Consider the following 25,899-nt stretch of genomic DNA (forward strand, 5'->3'; position numbering starts at 1 on the left):
TTAAAGAAATCATTTCAAAACTTTTTCCGTTTCAAGATTTTTAGTCATTAAAAACTGAAAAGCCTCGCCCATTTCGTCAGAAGCTCTGCTTATTGCATTTTCGAGAATATTTCTTACCTGTTTTTCGGTTACCGCAGCTTCTGTCCAACTTTTTCCTGAAGTATGAGAATTGAGAATGAAAGGCATTATTCTATCTATGGCGCAGGCAAAAATTGCATCAGGAGTTTGCTCTTCTTCAAATTCTAACCAAAGATTAAAAAATTCTGAGCGTAATGGTTCATCAAGAATTCCGAAAATATTTTGAGCAGAAAGTTTTTCTCTTTCAAATTTCCCTGCCATTGCTACTTCATCAAAGAGAAAGGTGTCACCAGCCTCAATTTCTACCAGATCATGAATAGAAAGCATTCTGATCACTCTCAGCAAGTCAATATCTGCACTGTTTTTGGCATACGGAAAAAGAATTTGAGCAAGAATAATAATTTGCCAGGAATGTTCTGCCGTATTTTCTCTCCTTGAGTCGTCTGCATTGTAGTTTCTTCTTTGCACATTTTTTAGAGCATCAACGGCGATAATAAAATCAATTTCTTTTTGAATTTTCATTTAACAAAAATAAGATTTATCATTAAAATCCTGATTTTAAAAGGAGATTTGAATAAAAAAAGTTTTATAAAATTTAAAAATTAAAATTTATTTAACTGGATATCAGTATATTAAATAATTAATTAAAATAATTTCACTACTTTGTATTGCATATTACCATTTTAATTACATATCTTTGTAATGTAGAATCGGAGAAGGTTTAACTAACTAGAAATCTAAACCGGTTTTATATAACTCAAAACAAAACTTATTAAAGATGAATACTGAAAATACCAAAGCGCAAATGCGAAAAGGGATTCTGGAATTCTGTATTTTAAGTCTTATCAACAATCGCGAAATGTATGTTTCGGATTTAATAGATGAACTGAAAAAAGGAAAACTGGATGTTGTGGAAGGAACCCTCTACCCTCTTTTAACAAGACTAAAAAACGGAGAATTTCTTTCGTACAGATGGGAAGAATCTACAGGAGGACCACCAAGAAAATACTATCAGATCACAGAAAAAGGCAGCACTTTTTTAACCGAACTGCAAAATACCTGGAAAGAATTGACAGATTCTGTCAACCAAATCACTCAAAAAATTTAAAAAAACAAAGCTATGAACAAGACACTCTCAATAGGACTCGCAGGTTTTTCTTTCACAATAGAAGAACACGCATATATAAAGCTCAGCGATTATCTTAACGCATTGAGAAGCTCATTGGAAGCTTCTGAAGCAGACGAGGTAATGCACGACATAGAAATCAGAATGGTTGAAATCTTCAGAGATACGTTAGGAAAACGGGAAGTAATCAACGATAGTGATGTAGAAAGAGTAATTGCTCAGATCGGTTCTCCGGAAAAAATAGAAGAACAGGAAGAAGCTTATTACTCTGAAAAAAATACCAACTCAAACAAAAATAACTTCTCAGGAAATACATACACTGACAAAAAACAACTGTTCCGTGATCCTGAAAGACAAAAAATCGCAGGAGTTTGCGCAGGTTTGGCTCACTATGTAGGGATGGATATTACTGCAATGAGAGCCATCTGGTTAGGAATCTTCGTTCTTGGGATTTTTACAGCAGCAATTTCCTCATCATTAATAGGTTTACTCTATATAATCTTATGGATTGTTTTGCCAAGAGCAGAAACAGCAGCAGATTTTTTGAAAATGAAGGGAAAACCTATGAATTTTGATAATCTTAAAAATGAATCTAACAAGCTGGTTCAGTTTGCCAACGAATCTACACAAAGAGTCGGTGAGATCTATATCGAGAATAAACCGTATATCAACAATGCAGGAAGCGGTATCTGGAATGTAATCCGTTATTTCTTAGGAGGAATTTTTGCGCTCATGTCATTCGGTTGTCTTATCGGTGTATTTGTAGTTTTTGGTTTCATGGGAAATGACAGCTTCCCTCCTATCAACGAAATGGATTTCTATTTTGACAACGACGGAATGAAATATGTCCTGATGATTATGATTGTTTTAGGAAGTTTAATTCCTGCACTCCTATTCGGATTGTTGAGCATGAAATTAATTTCACCAAAAACAAAACTGAGAAATACAGGCTGGGTACTCGGAGCATTGATCCTCTCTTTAATCGCTGTTTCTACTTATTTTGGAATCAGCATGGCAAAAAAAGATATGTTCTTCAAAGGTTATAAAGAAGATACAGAAGAAGTAGCAATTCCTACAACTTCAGACAGCATTTATGTTGATGTAAAACAGATTTCAGTGCCTCAAAACTTTAAAGGTTATGATGACGATTTGTACTCAGATAAAATAAACGTATTTGAAAAAGACTGGATTGACGTTGAGGTTACTAGAAAAGCAAATATTCAGACCCCTTATTTAATAATCAAAAAAGAGGCAAAAGGATATAATGTTCCATTGAATGTGATTGTACCTGTTGAAATCGTTGGCAATAAAGTGATACTTCCGAATTACATTAAATACCCTTACGATCATCGTTTCAGAGATTACAGCATCAATTACGAGTTGGTAATTCCACAAAATGCAGTGGTAATTCCTTTGAAAAAAGATCAAATCAATTTTGACGGAGACACAGACGGAAACGGAATCAACGACAATGAAGAAGAAGATAATGAGGATAAAACAGGAAATATTTCTATAGAAAAAAACAAAATATCGATCAACGGTTCTACAATAGAATACAGCGATAACGACAGAGACAGCGTCATCATCAACGGAAAGAAATATCAAAAAGACGAAGCTGAGAAAATAATGGATACAATGAAGATGAACATTGATAAAGTAAAAGACGTTGATATTAAAATAAAAGACGGTAAAAAAGAATTTTCTATTAAAACCAAATAATTAAACTTGAGAGAGTGGCTGAAGGTGTGGATGAATAACAACAGTTTGAAACCCACACTCTTCTACTCTCAAAGAAATACAAAAAACTTTCAATAATTAGTGGTTTATATCTCAAATTATTCTTATATTCGTAACAAATTAACCAACACAAAAAAACATCAGACCATGGTACAACTAGTTTTAGAAATTGCAGTAAAAATCGCAGATTTAATCAGCGGATTATTTTAAGAGCCATAATATTTCAATATATTTGTAAAGTATAACCACACAATGGTTATACTTTTTCGTTTTAAATTTACATCATGAAAAAGCTAATAGGCAAATTATTATTAAAAATGCTGGGTTGGAAAGTCGTTCTTCAGGGCGATGTCAACAGTCTCAACCGTTGCATTCTTGTTGTAGCTCCCCACACTCATAACATGGAATATCTTTTGGGAAACCTTGCCTATTGGACTTTAGGAAAACCTTTAAAAATCATTATCAAAGATGCGCATACCAAAGCTTGGTACGGATCTGTAGTGAGAGGTTTGGGAGGAATCGGCATAGACAGAAGTCAGAAAAATGACCTGATCAATTTTGTGGCAAACGAATTTAAGAAGGATGATTTCAGTCTTGTAATTACTCCGGAAGGTACCAGAAGCTGGGTTCCAAAGTGGAGAAAGGGTTTTTACCACATGGCTTTAGCAGCAAAAGTTCCTATCGTTTTAGCGGCTGGAGATTTTAAAAGAAATATTGTTTACTTAGGTTACACAATTCCGTATGAAAGATTAGAAACTGCTTCTTTTCTTGAAATCATGGAAGAAATTCAAAATTATTACATCCAATATGACATCGGACCAAAAATTCCTTCAAACTGGAATCCGAATATCATAGGAAATGATGAAGTTAGAAGTTAGAAGTTAGAAGTTAGAAGTTAGAAGTTAGAAGTTAGAAGTTAGAAGTAAAATTACTCATTACCATACATCATGTACACAGAAGGCAAAACAAAAGAAGAAATTTTAGAATTTATAAACAATTGGGGAGAAGATACTTTTGCAAAAACTCTTGATATACAATTTATAGACATTGATCTGGAAAATGAAACTCTAACCGCTACCATGCCTGTTTCACCAAAAATTCACCAGCCATTCGGCATTATGCATGGCGGAGCAAGCTGTGTTCTGGCAGAAACGATGGGATCAAGCCTTTCTAATATTTTTATTGACGGAAGTAAAAATTTCGGAGTGGGAACCAATATCAATTCCAATCACTTACGAAGCAAAAAAGACGGAATCGTCACCGCAGTTGCAAGATTCATCAGAAAAGGGAAGACGATGCACGTTTCTGAAATAGAAATCCGGGATGAGAAAGGTCAGTTGATCAATCACACGACGATGACCAATAATATTATCAGTAAATAATATTTGAAAAATCAATGATTTACTTCAAATTTCCATTTAACGAAAAGCTCTATTCTATAGACAAAAATTCAGCTAAAAAAACAGTTATCTTCAAGTCTTTTGACCAATCTCAAACTGTTGATTTCAATGGAAACATTATTGAGGTGAACAAAATAAAAGAAACGTTTTCCAGCATTATCCTAAAGAAAGACGAAACAAATTTTTCACCAGAAACTCATGATGAATATTTAGAAAAACTTCAAAACGTCATTGATGTTATCACAGAGAATGAACTTCCGAAATTGGTACTTTCACGAAGAAAAATTGTAAAAGATTTTAATGAAATTAATTTACTAGAAAGCTTTGAAAATTTATGTAAAGCTTATCCCAATGCATTTAGATATATTTTCATTAAAGATGAACACTCCTGGATAGGTGCTTTTTCTGAAGTTTTAGGTAAATTTAATAAATCTACTCACGAGTTTGAAACAATGAGCTTAGCAGGAACCATTCCGGTGTCTGAAAGCTGGACTGATAAAGAAATAGAAGAACAGAAACCTGTATCATCATACATTAGAAATGTTCTTGAAAAATTCAGTTCAAATTCTGAAATTTATGAGTCGGAGACTTACGATCACATTTCAGGAAACATCAAGCATTTAAAGACCGATTTCAGATTGAGAATAAATCCCGATGATCTTGATTCTATCATCAATGAACTTCATCCAACACCCGCTGTTTGCGGAATCCCGAAAGATTTTTGTAAAGAAAAAATTCTGCAGCTTGAAAAATTTCCAAGAGAATTGTACGCCGGGTTTATCAGAATTGAAACTGAAGATTTCATCCAGTATTTCGTGAATTTACGCTGTGCAAAATTATACAGCGATGCAGTACATCTTTTCGTAGGAGGAGGAATTACCGTTCAAAGCAACCCGGAAAAGGAATGGAGAGAAACTGAACTGAAGTCTGAAGCAGTTCTGAAAAACCTATCTTTTAAAAATTAATACACATTTAATAAATTTCAAGCAATAATCTTCTTGTCATTTCGCAGGAATTTTTTGCATTCATTACCTGCAGAGATTTTTCCAGAATGACAAACATGATGTTGATTACAATTGATTATATGATAGCGTATGTTCATAAAAAATTACAATCTCTAAACATAAAAAATCCTCTCTCAGAAACTGAAAGAGGATTTGTATTTATATAAGAAAAGATTATTTCTTTCCAATTTTACTCCATGTATTCATGATGAAAAGTAAAAACAATCCGACAACACCACAGATAATTGAAATTACATATTTCATGTTATCTTCTGACGAAATCTCAGAATGCCAATCTATTGCGTAAATATTAATTGCAATAATTACAATGAAAACGATTAAAAATACTTTATAAAACTTCTGCATGACTTAAAAATTAATATAATTCTGCACCAACTGTGCAAAGTTTGCTGTAAATAATTTAATGGAAATTGCCAAAAGGATGATCCCGAAAACTTTCTGAAGAATTGACAATGTCGCCTCTCCCATTTTCTTTTCTAACCAAGGAGCTGATTTCAGCACCAAATATACGAAAATTGTATTGAGAATAATCCCCAGAATGATATTGATGTCATGAAATTCTGCACGCAAAGACAAAGTAGTCGTCAAGGTTCCTGCACCTGCAACCAAAGGAAACGCAATGGGAACAATTGATGCAGCTTTAGCTTCTGTGGTTTTATTGATTTCAATTCCTAAAATCATTTCTAAGGCGATGATAAAAATGACAAACGCTCCTGCAATCGCAAATGAATTAACATCTACCCCAATAAATTTTAAGATTTTATTTCCTACGAAAAGAAAAACAATCATGATCAAACCGGCTGTGACTGATGCTCTCTTGGCTTCAATCTGTCCGAATTTCTGCTTTAAGCTTACAATAATCGGGATCGATCCGATGATATCTATAACCGCAAAAAGAACCATAAAACACGTTACTGTTTCTTTAAAAGAAAAGTCTTGAAGAACTTCCATTATTCAATAATTATTAATTTCGCAAAAATACGAATAAAAAATGATTATTTACTAATCTGAGAGTAGAGATTGATTATATCTTTCAAAAGTTCACCAATTCCTTCTTGTGATTTTACAGGAGTATATTTTTCGATTTGAATTCTCTGAGACAAATTTCTGTATTCTTCCGCTACAGAACTTCCATTCTGCTTCTCAAGGAATTGTCTGAAATCATCTTTAGAAACCTGATGATATTGATTTCTGACTTCAGAATCCAACTCCTCAACTGTTATGAAAAACTGATTAAAATTTTGATCATCCTTTAAGTTTTCCAGATATGTAAAATAATCTCCTATATCAGTTTTAAAGTTTTCTCTGATTTCTCTTTCAGTTTCTGCAACAGAACCTAATGGTTTTGGAGCTGTTGTTTCTTTAATTATAATACGTTTTTTTTGCCAATTTTTAAACAATAAATAAGCAATAAATAAAGCTGAAAGAATTCCGACATTGATTAAAAGAACCTCCCAATTGAATCGTTTTTTTTCTTTTACTTTGAAAGTTGTAGTCTTGAGAACCGGACTGTTTACGGTTTCCAACAATGTATTTGTATATTCATTAACTTTTTCAACTGTTGTACGGGCTTCAAGAACCTGTTCGTGAGAAAATGCTGTAAGACTTAAAATTTCCTGGCCAAGATCTACATATTCTTTTTCTGCAGGATTAAAGAAAGCAAATTCTTCAGTTTTGATATTAAGTATACCTGATTTATTCGGAATTAAAACATAATTTGCCAAAATGTATCCTTTCATCCCCTCTATTCCTGCGCTGACTCTTGAGGTAATTTTAGGAGCAAAAACTTCATAATCCGGCGAACTTTCTATTTTTGGCAACTGCATATCTGCCAAATTACCTTCTCCTGAAACTTTAAGAATCACAGTAACTGGCTTTTTAGCCTCAATTTTTTCTTTAGACTCATGATAGATATCAACTTTGAAATTTCCGACAGCATTTTTAAAAGATTCCGGTGAACCTTCAGGAAGCTTCTTAACATTAAGTTTGACTTTGTTAGAAGTGATTTTATTTTTGCTGGTGTAAGAATTTACCGAAGCTAAAACCGGTGGCACCTCAACATATCCCGACTCATTAGGAAAAACAATGAACATCGCTAAAATCTGCGAAGGCATATTACCATAACCGGAAGGATCAATAGCAGATTTATGATAATTCACAGCGTGTATATTCATATTTTCCTGCTCAGGAAAATGTAGATTTTTTACTTTTCGAAGATTATCTATATTTTTAGAATAAACCCTTAAAACCGCAACAGTAGCTTGATTCTGATATACCTCTTTATCCTCAATTTCCATATTGAGATACACATCATTATCAGCATTTCTTGCAACAGGCTTTTTTTCAATATCACGGATAAAAATATCGAATGGCTCAGTTTTATAAATTTTATTATTTATAGTTACCAATACAGAACCAATTCTAATCTTCCCTTTCTGCTTTGGCTCTAAAGCAATTCTTGTAATATATTGATCTACTGCAACATTAGATTCCGGATCTCTGACAGCCTGGCTGAAAGATCCGTTTCCGATCATATTAAATTTAGATAAATCTGGTAATCTCAATTGACTTTGCTGTACCAAATCATCACCATTTAACTCTAAAATGATCGTAAGATTGACAATATCTTTTCCGTTGTAATCACTTTTATCAGGTTTCATGGTAAGTTCAACCTGTCCGTAAGTAATTACGGACACAAAAGTTAACAGTATATGGATCAATTTTTGTTTCATCACCAATCTTTTTCGTTGCTTTGTGGCATCGAATAAGTGTTTTTATTTAAAATTCTTTTGGCAGTTTCTTTTTCTTTTTCACCAACTTTATTCAGGATCGCATTTTCAAGATCTTTAGGCATTTTCCCCTGATTATTTTTATTCTTGTCCGGTTGATTGCCTTCAGGACTGTCGCCTTCATTTTTCTCACCTTCTCCTTTATCTTTAGAATCGCCTTTTTGATCTTTATCTTTTTGCTGATCTTCGCCTCCGCCTCCTTTACCAGACTTCTCGTCTTTATTTTTCTTCTGCTGATTTTCTTTTTCCTTTAGTTTAGCAATTTCGAAATTTTTTCTTGTTGCTTCATTGTAAGGATCCTGCTTCAGCGATTGCTTATAAAAATCAGCCGCCTTCTCAGGCTGATTCATCTGCATATAAGTATTTCCCAGGTTGTGCAAAGCCGCAGCTTTATCCGGAATGGTTTGGGAAAGGCTTTGTGCTTTTTCAAACTCTGTTTTTGCCTCTTCGTATTTTTTACTTTTATACAAAGCATTCCCTAAATTATAGTGCGCAGTAAATTCTTTCTCATTAGATTTTACAGCTTCCATGTATTTTGAAGATGCTCCTTCGTAATCTTTGCCGTTGAATTTCTGATTACCTTCATAAACCAAATTCTTATAGCTCTTCTGTCCAAACAACGTGCCTGAGAATGGGAAAAGTACAATTAACGATAAAAATAAAATTTTAGTATTCATCTATTGCAAAATTATTCCTTTATATGTTAAGAAACAGTCTGTTATTTGTTAAAGTTGGGTTAAAGTATTCACAGAAATAAGATTCTAACAAAAGCAAATTAAATATTGAAATCTCTTTTGGGATTAAACAGAAAAATAATCACAAAGAAAAATATACAAATTGCCAAAAAATACTGATAATAATGATTGGCATTTTGAGATTTTACCAAAGTCGCAGTGGAAGAAGTTTTTTTATTTAAAGCTTCAAGAATTCTCTGTGGAGCTTCATCAATATTATTTCCGTCAATATATGTTCCGCCGGTTGACTCCGCCATTTTCTGAAGTGCTTCGATCTGTCTTTTAGAAATCACCGTTTGCCCGTTCATATCACTTTTATAGCCCATCAACTGCCCGAATTCATATTCCGGAACAGGTGCTCCTTCATCAGAGCCAATTCCGACTGAGGTTACAACGATTCCTTCTCTGTTGGCAAGTTTTATGGCAGCATTATCGTTTCCCTCATTATCTTCACCATCACTTAACAAAACTATTTTTCTTGAACTTTTATTGATATCTTTAAATTTATCAACAGCGGTTTCCATTGCTTTCAAAAAATCGGTTCCCTGAATTTTAATTGAATTGGTTTCAATGCCTCCTATGTACGTTTCTGCAGAATTATAATCAGTTGTCAACGGCATAATTGAAGTGGCCTGACCCGCAAAAATAATAATTCCCACTTTATCATTTTTTAGTTTCTGCATGGTCTGAATCATCAGATTTTTTCCTTCCGTCAAACGGTTTGGCGTAATATCTTCTGCATTCATCGAGTTAGAAACATCCAACATGAAAATAACATTATTGAACTTTTGATTGGTCGTCACCTCTTCAGAACCACTCAGTAAATCAATGATTGAAAAAATCAAAAACAAAGTTGCTAAAAAATAAAGGGTCGGAAAAACTTTAATAAATCCCGATTTCTTTTCAAATAAAGCTTCGTGAAAACGATTATCTGCAAAAATTTCTCTCTTATTTTTTTTCCATTTTAAATATCTGACCAGAAAAAAAGATAAAAGAGGCAAGAGCAACAGCAATAATAAGTACCAATAATTTCCTAAATACAATTCCATCAGCTTAAAAATTTATATAATACCCATCTCAATAACGCATCAAAAAACAACATTCCCAAAGCTATCCAAAGGAAAATTTTGAAATATTCCTCATAATTATATAGCTTTGAAATTTTCACATCAGATTTTTCAAGCTGGTTAATTTCACTGTAAACCTCTTCCAGACTACTGTTTGAGGTAGCACGAAAATATTTCCCGCCTGTATCCTGTGCAATTTCTCTTAAAACCGGCTCATCGATCTGTACCTGAGTTTCAGTAAAAACCAAATCTCCAAAAATATCAACTTCGGTTGGCATAAGAGCAATACCGTTTGTTCCCACACCGATTGAATACACTTTGATATCATTACTTCTCGCCAGTTCTGCAGCGATCTGAGGCGGAATTGCATTCTCAACATTACTTACACCATCTGTCATCAAAATAATGATTTTACTCTTTGCCTTGCTGGTTCGAAGATGGTTTACTGCGACGGAAAGTCCCTCTCCAATGGCTGTTCCGGGATAGAGTTCCGTTGTATTGAGATTTTTAAGTTCATCAATGACAACCTGATGATCAGACGTTACGGGAACTTTTGTAAAAGCTTCCGAAGCATAAGTAACCACTCCAATTCGGTCATTCGGACGTTTTTCAACAAACTGAATGGCTATTTCTTTCAATGCTGTAAGTCGATCCGGCGAAAGATCTTTTGATAACATACTCAATGAAACATCTATCGCAAACATGATATCAACGCCTTTGGTTTCGTCCCGATCCTGAGAAATAGTAAATGTTCTCGGTCTTGCCATTGCTATGAAAAGACATGAGAGAATAATATATTTTGACATTTTAAGTAAGAACAAAACAGGCAGAATTCCACTGCTCTCATTCATATTCTGAACGGTGGGAACTTTTATTCCTTTCAGTTTTTTCCTGCTAATGTCTTTGATCAATAACGGAATAAACAAAATAAAGAGAAATAAAAACCACGGACTGTAGAATTCGAAATTAAACATCTTTTCTCAGGTTTTCAAATTCTATATCCTTTGATGATCTTTTCACAAAGTCTCTGATTTCGCTAAAATCTTTTTCCATCATCTGCTGATCTGGGAAGGTTTTGGCAAATTTTACCAAATCACCTCTAAAAAAAACATCTTCCACAATTTTCTCGTTATCCTGAGAAATGGTGTTGTTGTTTTTCATCAGCTGAACCAAATCATCGGTCAACAAAACATCCGCAGGAATTTTATATTGTTTTGCAATGAATTTTCTTGAAATATCGATTAATTCCACATAAAATGAACGGTAATTTCCTTCTTCAATGTATTTTTTATTTTTTAATGAATCCAATTCTTTCAAAGTCTGATTGGTTGCGACAACCGGAGAATCTTTAGATTTTCTCCCATATTTAATAAACATAATGACTGCAATAATTAATGCAATTACCGCTAATGCCGCCAAAATATACCATTTGTAAAGCTCCCAATAATCTGTGACATCTAACTTAACATCTTTATTGCTCATGATGTCGTTAATCGGGTCACCTTTTTGGGCGGTGTTTATTACCTCAATTTCGTAAGGAATCGTTTTTAAAATCTTATCTCCTACTTTGAATTCAAGCTCTGGAATGGTGTAAGTTCCTTCTTCATAAACAGAAAATTCAATATTTCTTTGGTAAGAATTGGGTTGAATTCCTATACTGTCTTTAATTTCTTCAAAATGAAAAGGAAGCAATTTGTCTTTTGGTGCAGCGGTAATTTCCTGATTATTCAGATTATCAATCTTTACAGTGAAACGATTGACTTCGCCAAGAGCCAGAGTTTTCTTTTCAAGATTCGAGGAAAGTATCTGTGAAAAAGCATTTGCACAGATTAAAAATGATAAGAGTAATATTAATTTTTTCAACTTTAAATAATAAATTTTGGCTAAAGCCTTTTTACATTCTTCATACAAAGCGGACTAAAGTCCGCTCCTATTGAATATTTATTTCTTCTGAAAATAATGATACAATAATTTTGAATAATCATCGCCGGTATTGATATTCATAAAGCTTGCCGAACTGTTGGCAAAATCTTCTTCCAGGGTTTTTAATTTTTGTTTCTGAGCTTCAGCAAAGGTATATCTCCATCTTGCGTTTGATGTATTAACCCAAATTTCTTTTCCGGTTTCGACATCATTTAAAAGAGTGTAACCAACATCCGGAATTTCATTGTCTTTTTCGTCAAAAATTCTCATTCCTAAAAGTTGGTGTTTTTTTGAAGCAACACGAAGCATTTTAGAATCATAAGCATCTCCGAAATCTGAAAGCAAAAATACGAGTGATTTTCGCTTAAAAATTCCCATCATGTATTCAAAAGCTTTGTCAATCTTAGAAACCGAAGGAATGTAATCTGCCGTTAAAATATTACTGATGATTGACAAAATATGCTTCCTTCCTTTTTGTGGCGGAATGACTTTATACACTTTATCTGCAAATAAGATCAACCCTACTTTATCATTATTTCCAGCTGCAGAAAACCCTAAACTTGCAGCAATTTCTGCAACGTATTCTCTTTTTAACTGATTTTTTGTTCCGTAATCCATTGAAGCAGAAATGTCAACCAGAATCATCATCGTCAGTTCACGCTCTTCTTCCATTACTTTCACAAACGGTTCACGGAAACGTGCGGTCTTATTCCAGTCTATTCTGCGGATTTCATCACCAAACTGATAAGGTCGAACTTCAGAAAACGTCATACCCTGTCCTTTAAAAGCGCTGTGATATTGTCCCATCAAAGAAGCTTCCGTCTTCTTTCGAGTACGGATTTCTATTTGCTTTACTTTTTTTATGATGTCTTTCGTTTGTAACATCTACTCATAATTTTCTAATTCTGTTGATAAATTCTTCTTAAATTCTTCAAGATTAACAACAAAGCCAGTTTTGTTATTCATTGGGAAAACATTTATCAAATAATTATTATCCAAAATAAAATGGAAAATTTCCTCTTCAAATTCTTCTTTTAAAATTTTCCCATTCTTTGCTTAAATTTAACTTTGCGAATTCTTTATGGGACCATACAGGAAACATATATTTATTATCTGTTTCAGAAATTGCAAAGTTTCCTTCCAAACTTTTTAATGTGTATAATATTTCAAAATCAGCAATCTTTTTAATAAAATAAGTATATCTCTCAAATGGCTGTAAATTTGAAACAGTTTCAATTTCTTTTACGTGCATAACTTAATTTAAGGAGCCTGTATCTTAGCTAAAATCCTATTCACAATTTCTTCAGAAGTAATCTCTTCGGCTTCGGCTTCGAAAGTCAACCCGATTCTATGTCTTAAGACATCTTTTGCCAATTCTTTTACGTCTTCAGGAATTACAAATGCTCTTCCTCTCAAAAATGCATAAGCTCTGGATGCAATTGCTAAGTTGATGGATGCTCTTGGTGAAGCTCCAAAACTGATATAATTTTTCAGTTCAGAAAGACCGTATTTTTCTGGAAAACGGGTTGCAAAAACCATATCGAGAATATATTTTTCAATTTTTTCGTCCAGATAAATCTGGTTAACAATTGATTTTGCCTCTACTATATTGTGTAAAGAAATAACGGGCTTCACTTCTGGTTGGTGCGAAGTAGAAACCATTCTCATTACTTTTCTTTCGTCTTCAAATTCAGGATAATCAATCTTACATTTCAGCATAAAACGGTCGCTTTGAGCTTCTGGTAAAAGATAAGTTCCTTCCTGATCGATCGGATTTTGAGTTGCCAAAACTAAAAATGGCTTCGGTAATGGCATTGTCTCGTCACCAATGGTCACCTGCTTTTCCTGCATCACTTCAAGAAGAGCCGACTGTACTTTTGCAGGAGCTCTGTTAATTTCATCTGCAAGCACGAAATTGGCGAAGACCTGGACCTCTTTTTATAGAAAAATCGTTTTCTTTAATATTATAAATCATCGTCCCGACAACATCTGCAGGGAGTAGATCGGGAGTAAACTGTATTCTGGAAAAATCACCATGTACAGCTTGTGCCAAGGTTTTTATCGCCAATGTTTTTGCCAGCCCGGGAACACCTTCCAGTAAAACGTGACCATTACCTAAAAGCCCAACCAAAAGTCGGTCGATCATGTATTCTTGTCCGATGATTACTTTGTTGATTTCCTGCCTCAAAAGTGAAAAGAAATAATTCTGTTCTCTTACTTTTTCTGTGAGTTGACGAATGTCTTCTGCTTGATATGAATCTGACATAGTTTAAATTAAAATAATTGGTAAATTTCTGATAAATATTTGCACTAATCCAACACAATGAATGCCATTATTGAGTTAAAATTTGTTAAATATTCCTGAGGTGATAACAAATTCGGAATTGTATAAATCATAAATTAGATTTGCTATAATTATAAAATCATAAAAAATACATAAATTTTCTTCTAAACCCATCCTCAAAAATTGTCATTTACAGTTTATTAAACTATTTTTGGAGATTAAATTTCGCAAAATGAATTATCATTTTCAAGCTCACAGACAGGTAAGGAAAAACCTTTTGGATATCTTGCAGGAAACTTCTCACGAAGACCTTATATTAATCCCAGATGGTTTTAATAATAATCTGTACTGGAATATTGCACATACCGTTGCTACACAGCAGCTTCTGCATTATTACCTCAGCGGAAATCCGTTCAGAATTGATAAATACTGGATCGAAACATACAAAAAAGGTACAATGCCCAATCTGAATGTACAGAAGTCTGAAGTGGAAGATCTGGAATTTCTTTTAACTGAAACTTCAAAAATTTTGATGAAAGATTATGACAGCGATTTTTTTGCTGACTATACACCTTACACCACAAGTTTCGGGATGGATCTGAAAAGTATTCAGGATGCAATTATTTTTAACAACATCCACGAAAGTTTGCATTACGGATATGCAATGGCATTGAAAAGAGCAATTGTAGGAGAAAAGTTTTAAAAGAGCCCTGCAAGAAGTTTTGAACAACTAAGTTTATTCATTAAAATATAATATAAAATTTTGGAAGATTTTCAACATAAAAACTCAAAACCTGAATTCAGAAATTCAGAACCGAATAAAAAAGACGATTTTATTTTTGGGCTACGTCCCGTATTAGAAGCTATTGAAGCAGGGAAAACCATTGACAAAATATTTGTACAAAATGCTTTGCAGGGAGAAATTTTTGCAGAACTGAAAGCTGTTTTAGCAAAATATAAAATACGTCCCAATTACGTTCCGGTTGAAAAACTAAACCGTTTTACAAGAAAAAACCATCAAGGTGTGGTGGCGTTTATTTCCGATGTGCCTTTCCACAAAATAGAAAATATCATTCCTGAATTATTTGAAGAAGGAAAAGTACCATTTATACTCATTTTAGACAGATTAACTGATGTCAGAAACTTCGGCGCCATCTGCAGAACAGCAGAATGTGTGGGAATTCATGCAGTTGTAATTCCGGAAAAAGGTGGAGCACCCATTAATTCTGATGCGATAAAAACTTCTGCAGGAGCAATGTATAATATCAAAATTTGCAAAGAAAACAATTTGGCTCATGTTGTAGATTATCTACAGCAAAGCGGAATTTCTGTTTTTTCGGCAACAGAAAAAGCGCAAAAGCTTATTTACGATGTTAATTTTACAGAACCTTGCGCAATCGTGATGGGAAATGAAGAAACCGGTATTTCAAAAGAAGTTCTTCATCATTCGGACGAAAAAATCAAACTTCCGATAGAAGGAAAAACTCAGTCACTTAACGTTTCTGTAGCTTGTGGAGCAATTCTTTACGAGGCGATGAGACAAAAACTAGTGAAAATTAATTAATCAAACTTTAAAATTCAATGAAAAATATAGCAGCAATAGCGTTGATCTCTTTAGCCATTATTTCTTGTAAAAAAGAAACCGCAACGATCACAAAAATTGATCCTAAAACCGGGAAAACAATTACCGTTGAAGTTCCGGCAGATTCTGTTTCTGAAGTAAAAGAAAACCCGGCAATCAAAGATTCTCTGGGGGTTTTTACACAAACATTTAAGCTTGAAAAAGGAAAAACATATCCTTTAACAACGTACCAGAGAGATGTAAAAACAATGACCGATCCACAGGGAAAAACATTGAACGGAACAAGCGAATCTACAGACGAAATGAGCTTTACCGTAAATGATGTGAAAAATGGAGTTTATGATATCACCATTAATCTGATTGGAAAAAGAAATTCTCAAAGTGCAGATGGAAAAACCATTGTTGTAGATACCAAACAGGCAATTCCTAAAGAAGATAATCTGAAAATGATCTGGAATGTAAACCGTGCTTTGACCGGTAACAAACTGAATATGAAAATGGACAGCAAAGGAAATGTGATTTCTATTACCGGTTTTGATGCGATCTACACAAAAATTTCAAATGCACTGGGAACGCTTATAAAAGATGCCAACCAAAAAGCAAGTGCCGTCGCAGGTCTGAAACAAAGCTTTAACGAAAAAGTTTTAAAAGATCAGTTTGCAAAAAACCTAACAATTCTGCCTAAAAAAGGAGTGAAAATCGGTGAAAAATGGACAACAAGCGAAAGTGCTGACGAAAGCGGTAAGTTTAAAGTTGTTTCTAATTACGTACTGAAAAGTGTAGGAAACGGAACTGCTGAAATTTCTATAACAGGAGGAATTCCTAAAAAAGAAGAGAAAAAATCTCAAGGCGAAATGACACACACCATGAGCAGCGAACTGGCTCAAAACGGTACCATCAAATTTGACCAAAATACAGGCTGGATTACCAATCAGAATATTACCGTGAAAACGACTCAGGTTGAAACAATTTCAGATGGAAAGCAGTCGCAGTCGATGAAGAGTGTTTCGAATTCTTCTGTAATGGTGAATCCTGCAGCGAAATAATTTTGAGAGTTTAAGAATTCGATTTTTTAGGTTTGAAACAGAAAATCTTGAATATTAAACATTGAATATTAAATAATTGATTATTATGAAATTCCTTTTTGAGTTAATACTCGGTACTATTATTATTTTTTTTGTGTGGAATATTTTAAAAAGAATTTTCTTCAAATCTTTTTACAAGTACACCGGCTTTAAACCTAATAATAATCCGCAGCAAGACATAAAAAACTCAGACAAGAATATTGAAAAAAAGGTAAAATGGGACGCAGAAACTGTGGACTATGAAGAAGTGAAAGATAAAAATAACGTGAAACATTAAATTTCAATTTAATATTCTTCAACTGATACTTCTTAATTTAATATCTACTTATAACCAAAATGGCGAAAAATAAAAACCTGATTTATATTGCAATTTCCATCGTTGCATTCTTAGTTTTAGCATTTTTATACTCCACTCCTGTATTTACCGGGAAGCAGCTTTTCCAGCATGATATCGTTCAGTACCGAGGCGGTGCAAAAGAACTTATTGATTACAGAGACAGTTACGACAAAGAAACGTATTGGAGTGATTCTATGTTTGGAGGAATGCCTACTTACCAGATGGGAAGCCGTTTTGAAGGTGATATTATTAAAAAATTAGACAGTTATCTCAATATTCTTCCAAGACCTGTCAATTATCTCTTTCTTATTATTTTCAGGATTTTTTCTTTTAGGAATGGTCGCTGTAAGAAATTGGAAATATGCACTTTTGGGAGCCACATTTTTTGGTCTTTCAACCTATTTTTACATCATTATTGCAGCCGGACACAACGGAAAAGTGAACACTATTGAATATTTTGCTCCACTTTTAGCCGGGATTTTATTGGTTTATATTCGAAAAAAATATGTTTGGGGTTTTATCGTCACTACCCTTTTCTTCGGATTACAGGTCGCAGCCAATCATCCTCAAATGACATATTATCTGTTTCTGGGATTAGGCTTTTTATTTTTATCTGAATTAATCAGAGCCATTCAAAAGAAAACTCCGATGAAACATTTCCTGATTTCTTCAGGAATTATTGCAGGTGCTTTAGCTATTGGAGTTGGGATGAACTCTCAGCGAATCATGGCAAATTCTGAATATATCAAAGAAACCGTAAGAGGAAAACAGATTTTAAACACAGAAAATCACACCGCAGGAAATTCTGGTATGGATAAAGAAAGTATCCTCATGTGGAGCTACGGCAAACTTGAAACTTTAAACCTTTTCATCCCAAGATTAATGGGAGGTGGAAGTCAGGAGCCTGAAGGAAAAGAAATGATGGAACAGGTACAGCAACTGGTACAGGATAACGTTACTTCACAGGCTGAGTATGACAGAATTTCTAAAGGATTTGGCAGTATTACTTATTGGGGCGACCAGCCGGGAACTTCCGGACCGGCTTATCAGGGAGCCATTGTATGTTTCTTAGCACTTTTGGGATTCTTTTTTGCCTGGAAAAAATACCGTTACTGGATTCTCGGAGCCACGATACTGACCATTTTGTTAGCTTGGGGAAGCAACTTTATGCCGCTTTCAGATTTCTTTATCGATTATGTTCCTTTTTACAGTAAGTTCAGAGCACCATCTTCTATTTTGGTTGTGGTGGAGCTATTATTCCCATTAATTGCCATCATCGGATTGTACAGATTTTATACTGATTCAACTTTAGAAGAAAATTATAAAAAGAAAATTCTTACCTATGTAAGTGGCGGAGTATTAGGTTTAACATTATTATTTATTCTTTTTGGAAAATCTTTGTTAGGATTCCATACAGAGAACGAAAAAACCTATTTACCACCTTTTTTATTAGATTATTTATCCGAAGAAAGATTCAAATTATTCAGAATTGATGCCATCAAGGCATTGCTTTATGTAGGAATCACGGCAGCGGTTTTATTCTTTAGCCTAAAACAAAAAATCAATCAAAATATTGCATTAATCATCATTGGTGCTGTAAGTTTATTTGATTTGTGGACGGTTAACAAACGTTATCTGAATGACGAAAATTATGTCGATAAAATCTTTGCCGAAAATCCTTTCCAGACAGAAGGTTCAGATTATTTAGCCGAAAAAGTGGGCGACAATCCTAATTTACAATCTATATTAGCAAGTATTCCGGTAAACAAAACTTTGGAAACGATTGCTGAAAAAGACAAAAAACATTACAGAGTTTACAATCAGGTTTTGGGTGTAACAAGTGAGACCAATACATCGTATTTTAAATCGTCAATCGGTGGATATCATGCAGTGAGATTGAGACGTTATGATGATTTACTGAATGAATATATTTCAAATGCAGACAGCGTAAAAACACCTAGAATCCTCAATTTACTGAATACAAAATACATGGTTTTCGGAAATCCTCAAGAACCGCAGGTCGTTCCTAATCCTAATGCGAATGGAAATGCATGGTTTGTGAGTGATTTGAAATTTGTAAATACTCCGGACGAAGAAATCAAATCTGTTGGAAATATTGATTCTAAGAAAACGGCGGTTATCAATGCTTCTGATAAAGCATATTTCAATAATAAACAGGTTCAGGCAGATTCTACAGCTTCAATTAATTTAACGAAATATGAAGCCAACGAACTGGAATTCCAATCTCAATCAAAAACTCCGCAATTAGCAGTCTTTTCAGAAATTTATTATCCTCATGGCTGGAAAATGTTTGTTGACGAAAAAGAAGTTCCGTACATCAAAGCAGATTACTTATTGCGTGCTGTACACGTTCCTGCCGGAAAACATACGATCAGAATGGTTTTTGAACCGGAAGTTATTGCCACAGGAAAATGGATTTCTTTATTATGTTTCGGATTGTTTATCGTGCTAAGTGGTTTGGGAATTTATTTTATTTACCGCAAAAGAGACAAACAAGAAATTTTGGTTGAAGAAAAAATTTAGCATTCTGTCATTCTGAACGTAACGAGGGAAGAATGATGACTTTTGAGATTAAAATGGAATCAAAAAAAATCCTTATCATCACCTATTACTGGCCACCTGCAGGTGAACCTGGAGTTCAGCGATGGTTGAAATTTGCAAAATACTTACCGGAATTTGGCTGGAAACCTATCATTTTCACTCCTGAAAATCCGAGTTATCCTTTGATTGATGAAAGCTTAATGAAAGACGTTCCTGAAGATTTAGAAATCATCAAAACTAAAATTTGGGAGCCTTATCAGTTGGCTGAAAAACTCAATAAAAGCAATAAAAAATTCAAAGCGGGACAGTTTGATGTAGGAAATAACCAAAGCTGGAAATCAAAACTATCAATTTGGGTTCGTGGAAATTTTTTCATTCCCGACGCAAGAGTTTTTTGGGTACATCCTTCCGTGAAATTTTTAGCAAAATATTTAGAGGAAAATAAAATAGATATCGTTGTCACTTCTGGACCTCCACATTCAATGCATTTGATTGGTTTAAACTTAAAAAAACAATTCCCGAATCTCAAATGGATTGCAGATTTTCGTGATCCCTGGACTGAGATTTCTTACTACAAACATTTAAAACTAACCAATAAATCCGACAAAAAGCACCGTCATTTGGAAAGTGAAGTTTTCAAAAACGCAGATATTACATTAGCAACAAGCTATACCGATGCAGAAAATTTCAGAAACAACGGAGCCAACGCAGTTTGTATTACCAATGGTTTTGATGAGTCTGACTCTTCAAAAACCCTCAAACTCTCAAACTCTCAAACCCAACAAGATAAATTCACATTGAGCTATATCGGCGTTCTGGAGCAACTCAGAAATCCGGAAAACCTTTGGAATGCACTTGATCATTTAGTGATAACCAATGCAGATTTTGCTGATAATTTCAGATTGAAATTTGTTGGGAGAATTGATGATAAAATTTTGGAGTCGTTAGAAAATTCAAGTCTGAAAAATCATATTGATCATCTTGGTTATCTTTCGCATGACAAGGCAATTGATGAGATGACAAATTCTTCGATGCTGCTGATTACCAACTTCCCGAATGAATCTTCGAAAGGAATTATTCCCGGGAAAATATTTGAATATTTAGCGACAGGGAAACAGATTATTTCTTTCGGTTCCAGACGAAGCTGATGTTTCAAAAATTTTAGATGAAACAAAAGCCGGGAAGCATTTCGGTTATCAAGATTCTGAATCTATTAAAGATTTTATTCTGGAGAAATTTGAGCTTTGGAAAAATGACAATCTTTTGGAAAACACCGGCAATATTACAAAGTTTTCGAGAAGAAATCTCACAAAACAATTGGCTGAAATATTATAACTAAATTGTCCACTGATCGTTGATGACAGCCACCAAATAGTATTTTCCTTCAAACTGTTCGAATACAAAACGGAGCGTTTTCCAGTCCATTTCACCGTATTGTTCTGTACCTTTTACAAAGTTTTCTGTAAAATTTGTACTCGGATATATCTCTTTCAAATTGTTGAGCGAATTTCCACCGCCCTGAAATTCATTTAGAGAAAAATTTGATTTATTGAAATTTTTTACAAAAACCCAGTTATTCACATATTCGTTGAGCGTTGCTTTATATACATCTCCCGAACCGTCTTTTTTTCCCCAGGTAAAAATAGTTTTTGTAGGTTGGTATTTCTCAAAATCGCTCTTGTAAAATTGCTTATCGCCTTTAGGATCAACAAAAGCATACATCGAAAATCTTACTCCTTTTCCAGGATGAATGAAATCTGCAAATGTTTTGTAATCTTTATTTTTTAAAGCCAGAAGAATTTCGTCATTCATTATTCTTAAATCTTCTTTCTTATCGGCTGAATTTTCAGGAATTTTTTTTTCGGAAACTGCATTATTAATTACAGAATCACTTTTCACAGGTTCTGATTGAAGTTCATTTTTTTTACAGCCAAAAGAAATTAGTAATATAATTGAAAGAAAAATTTTCTTCATCTTTAAAAGAATTAGATTAAAAATGACCAAAACTGATGCCATAAAATTGACTAAATTTGTTGTATGGAAATTCTGGATATTCTTATCATCGGAGCCGGACCAATTGGTTTAAACTGCGCTCTCGAAGCAAAGAAAAACAACCTCAAGTATGTAATCATCGAAAAGGGAACGATTGTCAATTCGCTATACCATTATCCTTTGTACATGAAGTTTTTCTCGACTGCGGAAAAACTTGAAATAAATGAAATTCCGTTTATTTCTACCGCTCCAAAACCCGGGAGACAGGAAGCTTTGGAATATTACCAAGGAGTTGCAAGACAGAAAAACCTGAATATCAACTTATACGAAAAGGTTTTACAAGTTGTTAAAAATAAAGATCTTTTTGAAATTGAAACTTCAAAAGCAAAATATCAGTCGAAAAACGTCATTATCTCTACAGGTTTCTATGACATCCCGAATCTGATGAATATTCCCGGAGAAAATTTGGAAAAGGTAAAACATTATTACACAGAACCTTATCCTTATGCAAGACAGAAAATTATAGTTGTAGGTTCTAGTAATTCTTCTGTTGATGCCGCTCTGGAAACATACCGAAAAGGTGCAGATGTTACGATGCTTATCCGTCATTCTGAGATTTCAGAGAATGTAAAATATTGGGTAAAACCAGATATCGAAAACAGAATTGCTGAAGGAAGCATAAAAGCTCATTTTAAATCTGAATTGATAGAAATTAAAGAAAACTCCGTTATTTTTAAAGATGAAAATGGTGAAATTCAGGAAATTGAAAATGATTTTGTTTTGGCAATGACCGGATATCTTCCAGATTTTGATTTTCTTAAAAATTCAGGAATTGATCTTCAGGGAGAATGTTTAAATCCCGTTTACAATGCGGAAACTATGGAAACTAACATTCCGAATTTGTATCTGGCAGGCGTAGTTTGCGGAGGAAAAGACACGCATCTTTGGTTCATTGAAAACTCCAGAATTCATGCGGAGATGATTATTGGAAATATTTTTTTAAAGCAGAAATAGACTGATAAATATCTTACATTTGACCATTCCATTATTCACATGAAAAAACTCATCCTCTTCACATTCATAGCTACCTTATATTCTGTTCATACTTTTGCTCAGTCAGACAGCATTCAAAATTATGTTACTGAGGCATTGAATATTATGAAAAACAAATCTGTCAATAAGTCTAAACTCAAATGGGACGATATATTTAATAAAACATTAACAGATGCTTCCAAAGCTAAAACTATTAAAGAAACCTATCCAAGCATCAAAAATGCTTTAGGCTCTTTAAATGATTCTCACTCCAATTTTTATCCAGAAGAAATGGTAAGAGCGTACACTTTGGGGTATAAAGCAACCGGGCAAGAATTTCCGGTTATCAAAAGCGAATTGCTGGAAAACCAATACGCTTACATCAGTTTGCCAGATATTGGCTCGTTCAATAAAGGCGATTGGAATTTATATATCAACACTTTTTACGAAAAAGTAAATGACTTACAAAAGCATAACCCGAGAGGATGGATTATTGATTTGCGAGGAAATTTCGGGGGAATGCTTTATCCGATGTATGCTGCAATTTCTCCTTTTCTGGATAGTAAAAATGTGGTGGGCACAAAAGATGCTGAGGGAGCAATCGAATACTACAACTATAAAAACGGTAAATTTTATGAAGGTTCAACTGCAACCCAACTATTTCAACTGACACAAAAAGAGCCAAAAGTCGTAAAAAAACCTATTGCTATCTTGGTTAATAAGGTTACCGGAAGTTCTGCAGAATTTGTCACTGCAGCATTTGTAGGTCAAAAAAATATAAAAATTATCGGCACAAACACTCAGGGTTTAACATCAGGAAATCAGGAATACAAATTATCGGACGGTTCTTTTCTTGTGCTTACCATCGGGAACATTGTTGACAGAACGGGGAAGGAATATGCTATAATTGGTGAAGGAATTTTTCCTGATATCAAAATCGAAAAATCAACTGACGAAACTAAAACCAATGAAGTTTATTTGAAAAAAACATTCGAATTTATTAATGGTAAAAAGAAAGATTAAAAATCAAACTTTGCGCCCAAAACAAAATTCCTTTTTGCAGCAGGATTGTAATAACGGTTTCCGAAAGCGTTGATGTCAAAGCCTAAAACGTAATCGGTATTGTATACATTCTGAATTTGCAAAAATACATTCAATCTTGTTTTATCAATATCAAAAGGATATCTGAACTGAATATTCCCAATCAAATTAGAATCTGACCAAACTGTATTTGCATCATTCAAAGGCATTTTTGAAGTGTAAAAATGAGAATAATCAACGGAGAGTTTATTGAAGAAAGTAAAATTGAGCAAACTGTTAATCGTTGTTTTTGGAACTCCTGTTACATCATTTCCTGAAAAATCAGTTGCTCCCTGCTGATAATTTTCAAATTTAAATTCATAAAAACTTCCTGAAAATCTGAACTTAAAATTGCTTAAAAAATTATTTTTTAGATTGAAATTTTTAGACTCTAAAAGAACTTCTATACCTTTTTGAACAGTTGCACCGGAATTCACAAAAAATTCCTGTCCGCGTTCATTTTGTCTTCTGACAATGGCATCTTTCATTCGGAAATCGAAATAACTGGCTTCGACAAATAGTACATTTCCAAACTGTTTTCTTACTCCGATCTCTTTATTCCAGCCATATTCGGGAACAAGATTTAAATTAAATTCCTGGTTTGATGAACGAATTTCTTCATTGGTAGGAGCAGAATTTCCTTTACCAATTTTCCCTCTGACTGAAAAACCTTTTCCTATAAGATAAGTGACTCCAAAGTTTGGAAGCAACTGATCTTTAAATTTTGTTTTCCCGTTTTGAGAAGTCGGAAAAAGTCTTTCCCACTCGTAAGAATTAGAATTTAAACTTAAGGAAATATCTGAAAACAGTTTTTCGTTGAAATTCAGTTTTTGAGAAACAAAATAAAATCCTGAATTATTTTTAAGCTCATCAAAATTCTGAGGCTTTCCTTCAACTCCTTTATTGTTATCAAAATTTTTAATGAAAATATGATTGGTTCCGCCTTCAAAACCGAACCTCCATTCTGCGGAAATATTTTCCCAGTCTTGTTGATAATTCAGATGAGTTCTTAATGCAAAATTGCTTTCAAAACGGTTCTCAAAATTGGTAATAAAAGGATTTTCGAAATCAACGTAAGAACCCTGAACTAAAACAAAATGCGAAAGATTTGGAATGATTGTAAACTCATGAGAAATTCCTGCTAAAACCATTTTGTTACGAATTCCTGCATCCTGTTCTTTTGCGCCGGGAAGAGTTGCTGTTTTTGGCCGGGCCTGCTGTCTATTGAGCTGCATTTGCTCTAAAGTTAACCCTCCCGGAGTCTGATAGTCTATTTCAGAAAGTAGAAGCATGGCTTTCAGTTCAGCATTTTTTGAATATTGAAAATTATCTTTTATGAAAATCTGTTTTCTTTCAACCGCAGATTGTTCACGGTAAGAATCGGTTCGGTAATAATTCTGGAAAAGCTGAAAAAAATGCTTTCCGGATTGCTTTGAGAAATTTAAACTTTCATTAAAAGTTCCATAACTTCCGACAGAAAGATTACCAGAAATTTTTTCTGAATTTTCCGTCTGCAGTAAAACTGTTCCACCTGTTGCAGCTCCAAAATCACCACTTTCCGGACCTTTGAAAATTTCCATTCTGTTGATGAGTTCGGGAGAAATCAGGTTAAAATATGTATTTCCCGAAGCATCGGAAAGAATAAAATCATCAATATATACTTTTACATTTCGCACTCCGAATGGTGATCGTAATGAGCTTCCACGAACAGCAATTCTATAACTTCCCGGTGAACGCTCTTCCATTCTTGCACCTGCAATCTGATTGATAGCTTCCAGCAGTCTTTCCGGTGGATTCTGATTCAGTAAATTTTCAGAAACCACAGAAACTGATTTTGTTGAAGTAATAAAAGAGGTCAGTTTTTTGTAGGCATCAATTTGTATCTCGGAAATTAAAGTAGCCGAATCTTTTTTCTGAGAAAACACTAATGAGCCGCAAAAAGTAAGCGCTAAAAAATAAAATTTGGTCATAAAACATTTTGTACACTTGCATTAGCAAATATTATACAGTTCTTGTATATTCATATTAATTTCTAAGTTTTAATTTAAAACATAAAAAGCTACAGA

Annotated in this window: 23 protein-coding genes and 3 pseudogenes; 13 read left to right on the forward strand and 13 right to left on the reverse strand. The window is 33.8% G+C overall.

Going from position 1 to position 25,899, the window contains the following annotated elements; all coding sequences use genetic code 11:
• Window positions 1–9 precede the first annotated feature (9 nt).
• Entirely contained in the window at window positions 10–600 is a 591-nt protein-coding gene (locus ACZZZA_RS16300) for an HD domain-containing protein (protein ID WP_463433561.1), read from the reverse strand.
• A 256-nt stretch (window positions 601–856) separates the two neighbouring features.
• Here ACZZZA_RS16300 and ACZZZA_RS16305 point away from each other — a divergent pair, with 256 nt between their 5' ends.
• From ACZZZA_RS16305 to ACZZZA_RS16325, 5 genes are all read left to right on the forward strand, one after another.
• Complete coding sequence (locus ACZZZA_RS16305) at window positions 857–1,186, forward strand: PadR family transcriptional regulator (protein ID WP_463433563.1); 330 nt, start codon at window positions 857–859, stop codon at window positions 1,184–1,186.
• Window positions 1,187–1,198: 12 nt separating this feature from the next.
• Window positions 1,199–2,923, forward strand: a complete 1,725-nt coding sequence (locus tag ACZZZA_RS16310) for a PspC domain-containing protein (protein WP_463433565.1) — start codon at window positions 1,199–1,201, stop codon at window positions 2,921–2,923.
• Between the two features lie 302 nt (window positions 2,924–3,225).
• Complete coding sequence (locus ACZZZA_RS16315; RefSeq protein ID WP_463433567.1) at window positions 3,226–3,819, forward strand: 1-acyl-sn-glycerol-3-phosphate acyltransferase; 594 nt, start codon at window positions 3,226–3,228, stop codon at window positions 3,817–3,819.
• Window positions 3,820–3,888: 69 nt separating this feature from the next.
• Entirely contained in the window at window positions 3,889–4,323 is a 435-nt protein-coding gene (locus tag ACZZZA_RS16320; protein ID WP_463433569.1) for a PaaI family thioesterase, read from the forward strand.
• A 14-nt stretch (window positions 4,324–4,337) separates the two neighbouring features.
• Entirely contained in the window at window positions 4,338–5,306 is a 969-nt protein-coding gene (locus ACZZZA_RS16325; protein ID WP_463433571.1) for a chorismate-binding protein, read from the forward strand.
• A 213-nt stretch (window positions 5,307–5,519) separates the two neighbouring features.
• Here the strand turns inward: ACZZZA_RS16325 and ACZZZA_RS16330 are convergent, their stop codons facing one another.
• The 10 genes and pseudogenes from ACZZZA_RS16330 to ACZZZA_RS16375 form a co-directional block, all read right to left on the reverse strand.
• The gene (locus ACZZZA_RS16330; protein ID WP_463433573.1) at window positions 5,520–5,711 is read right to left on the reverse strand and encodes a hypothetical protein; all 192 of its coding nucleotides are present in this window, start codon (window positions 5,709–5,711) and stop codon (window positions 5,520–5,522) included.
• A 3-nt stretch (window positions 5,712–5,714) separates the two neighbouring features.
• Window positions 5,715–6,317 carry a MarC family protein gene (locus tag ACZZZA_RS16335; RefSeq protein WP_463433575.1) on the reverse strand — a complete coding sequence of 201 codons (603 nt, stop codon included), beginning with the start codon at window positions 6,315–6,317 and terminating at the stop codon, window positions 5,715–5,717.
• 44 nt (window positions 6,318–6,361) lie between these two features.
• A complete protein-coding gene (locus tag ACZZZA_RS16340) occupies window positions 6,362–8,098 on the reverse strand; it encodes a BatD family protein (protein WP_463433577.1) in 1,737 nt (578 codons plus the stop codon).
• Entirely contained in the window at window positions 8,098–8,832 is a 735-nt protein-coding gene (locus tag ACZZZA_RS16345; protein ID WP_463433579.1) for a tetratricopeptide repeat protein, read from the reverse strand. Before ACZZZA_RS16345 ends, ACZZZA_RS16340 begins: the two co-directional genes overlap by 1 nt.
• Window positions 8,833–8,930: 98 nt before the next feature.
• Window positions 8,931–9,938, reverse strand: a complete 1,008-nt coding sequence (locus ACZZZA_RS16350; protein ID WP_463433581.1) for a vWA domain-containing protein — start codon at window positions 9,936–9,938, stop codon at window positions 8,931–8,933.
• The gene (locus tag ACZZZA_RS16355) at window positions 9,938–10,930 is read right to left on the reverse strand and encodes a vWA domain-containing protein (RefSeq protein WP_463433583.1); all 993 of its coding nucleotides are present in this window, start codon (window positions 10,928–10,930) and stop codon (window positions 9,938–9,940) included. Before ACZZZA_RS16355 ends, ACZZZA_RS16350 begins: the two co-directional genes overlap by 1 nt.
• Window positions 10,923–11,819 (reverse strand): BatD family protein, encoded by an 897-nt coding sequence (locus ACZZZA_RS16360; protein WP_463433585.1) that lies wholly within the window; start codon window positions 11,817–11,819, stop codon window positions 10,923–10,925. The genes ACZZZA_RS16355 and ACZZZA_RS16360 overlap by 8 nt, the downstream gene beginning before the upstream one ends.
• A gap of 78 nt (window positions 11,820–11,897) precedes the next feature.
• Window positions 11,898–12,764, reverse strand: coding sequence for a DUF58 domain-containing protein (locus ACZZZA_RS16365; RefSeq protein WP_463433587.1), 867 nt, complete (start codon window positions 12,762–12,764; stop codon window positions 11,898–11,900).
• A 136-nt stretch (window positions 12,765–12,900) separates the two neighbouring features.
• Window positions 12,901–13,131 carry a DUF2750 domain-containing protein gene (locus ACZZZA_RS16370; protein ID WP_463433589.1) on the reverse strand — a complete coding sequence of 77 codons (231 nt, stop codon included), beginning with the start codon at window positions 13,129–13,131 and terminating at the stop codon, window positions 12,901–12,903.
• A gap of 8 nt (window positions 13,132–13,139) precedes the next feature.
• Window positions 13,140–14,145, reverse strand: a pseudogene (locus ACZZZA_RS16375) (AAA family ATPase).
• A gap of 250 nt (window positions 14,146–14,395) precedes the next feature.
• On the opposite strand from ACZZZA_RS16375, the gene ACZZZA_RS16380 reads away from it, so the two are divergent.
• From ACZZZA_RS16380 to ACZZZA_RS16405, 6 genes and pseudogenes are all read left to right on the forward strand, one after another.
• Window positions 14,396–14,866, forward strand: coding sequence for a DinB family protein (locus ACZZZA_RS16380; RefSeq protein ID WP_463433591.1), 471 nt, complete (start codon window positions 14,396–14,398; stop codon window positions 14,864–14,866).
• A 60-nt stretch (window positions 14,867–14,926) separates the two neighbouring features.
• Window positions 14,927–15,727, forward strand: coding sequence for a 23S rRNA (guanosine(2251)-2'-O)-methyltransferase RlmB (gene rlmB, locus ACZZZA_RS16385; RefSeq protein ID WP_463433593.1), 801 nt, complete (start codon window positions 14,927–14,929; stop codon window positions 15,725–15,727).
• Window positions 15,728–15,744: 17 nt separating this feature from the next.
• Window positions 15,745–16,791 (forward strand): DUF6263 family protein, encoded by a 1,047-nt coding sequence (locus tag ACZZZA_RS16390; RefSeq protein ID WP_463433595.1) that lies wholly within the window; start codon window positions 15,745–15,747, stop codon window positions 16,789–16,791.
• Between the two features lie 85 nt (window positions 16,792–16,876).
• The gene (locus ACZZZA_RS16395) at window positions 16,877–17,107 is read left to right on the forward strand and encodes a hypothetical protein (RefSeq protein WP_463433597.1); all 231 of its coding nucleotides are present in this window, start codon (window positions 16,877–16,879) and stop codon (window positions 17,105–17,107) included.
• 59 nt (window positions 17,108–17,166) lie between these two features.
• Window positions 17,167–19,711 (forward strand): annotated as a pseudogene (locus ACZZZA_RS16400) (YfhO family protein).
• Window positions 19,712–19,764: 53 nt separating this feature from the next.
• Window positions 19,765–21,064: pseudogene (locus ACZZZA_RS16405) on the forward strand (glycosyltransferase family protein).
• Here ACZZZA_RS16405 and ACZZZA_RS16410 read toward each other — a convergent pair.
• A complete protein-coding gene (locus ACZZZA_RS16410) occupies window positions 21,065–21,703 on the reverse strand; it encodes a hypothetical protein (RefSeq protein WP_463433599.1) in 639 nt (212 codons plus the stop codon). It lies immediately after the preceding pseudogene.
• Window positions 21,704–21,766: 63 nt separating this feature from the next.
• Here ACZZZA_RS16410 and ACZZZA_RS16415 point away from each other — a divergent pair, with 63 nt between their 5' ends.
• Complete coding sequence (locus ACZZZA_RS16415; RefSeq protein ID WP_463433601.1) at window positions 21,767–22,735, forward strand: YpdA family putative bacillithiol disulfide reductase; 969 nt, start codon at window positions 21,767–21,769, stop codon at window positions 22,733–22,735.
• 39 nt (window positions 22,736–22,774) lie between these two features.
• Window positions 22,775–23,776, forward strand: coding sequence for a S41 family peptidase (locus ACZZZA_RS16420; RefSeq protein WP_463433603.1), 1,002 nt, complete (start codon window positions 22,775–22,777; stop codon window positions 23,774–23,776).
• Here the strand turns inward: ACZZZA_RS16420 and ACZZZA_RS16425 are convergent.
• Window positions 23,773–25,803 carry a TonB-dependent receptor gene (locus tag ACZZZA_RS16425; protein WP_463433605.1) on the reverse strand — a complete coding sequence of 677 codons (2,031 nt, stop codon included), beginning with the start codon at window positions 25,801–25,803 and terminating at the stop codon, window positions 23,773–23,775. The two genes, ACZZZA_RS16420 and ACZZZA_RS16425, sit on opposite strands and share 4 nt — an antisense overlap.
• Window positions 25,804–25,899 lie beyond the last annotated feature (96 nt).

Source organism: Chryseobacterium sp. AC405b, from assembly GCF_979258685.1.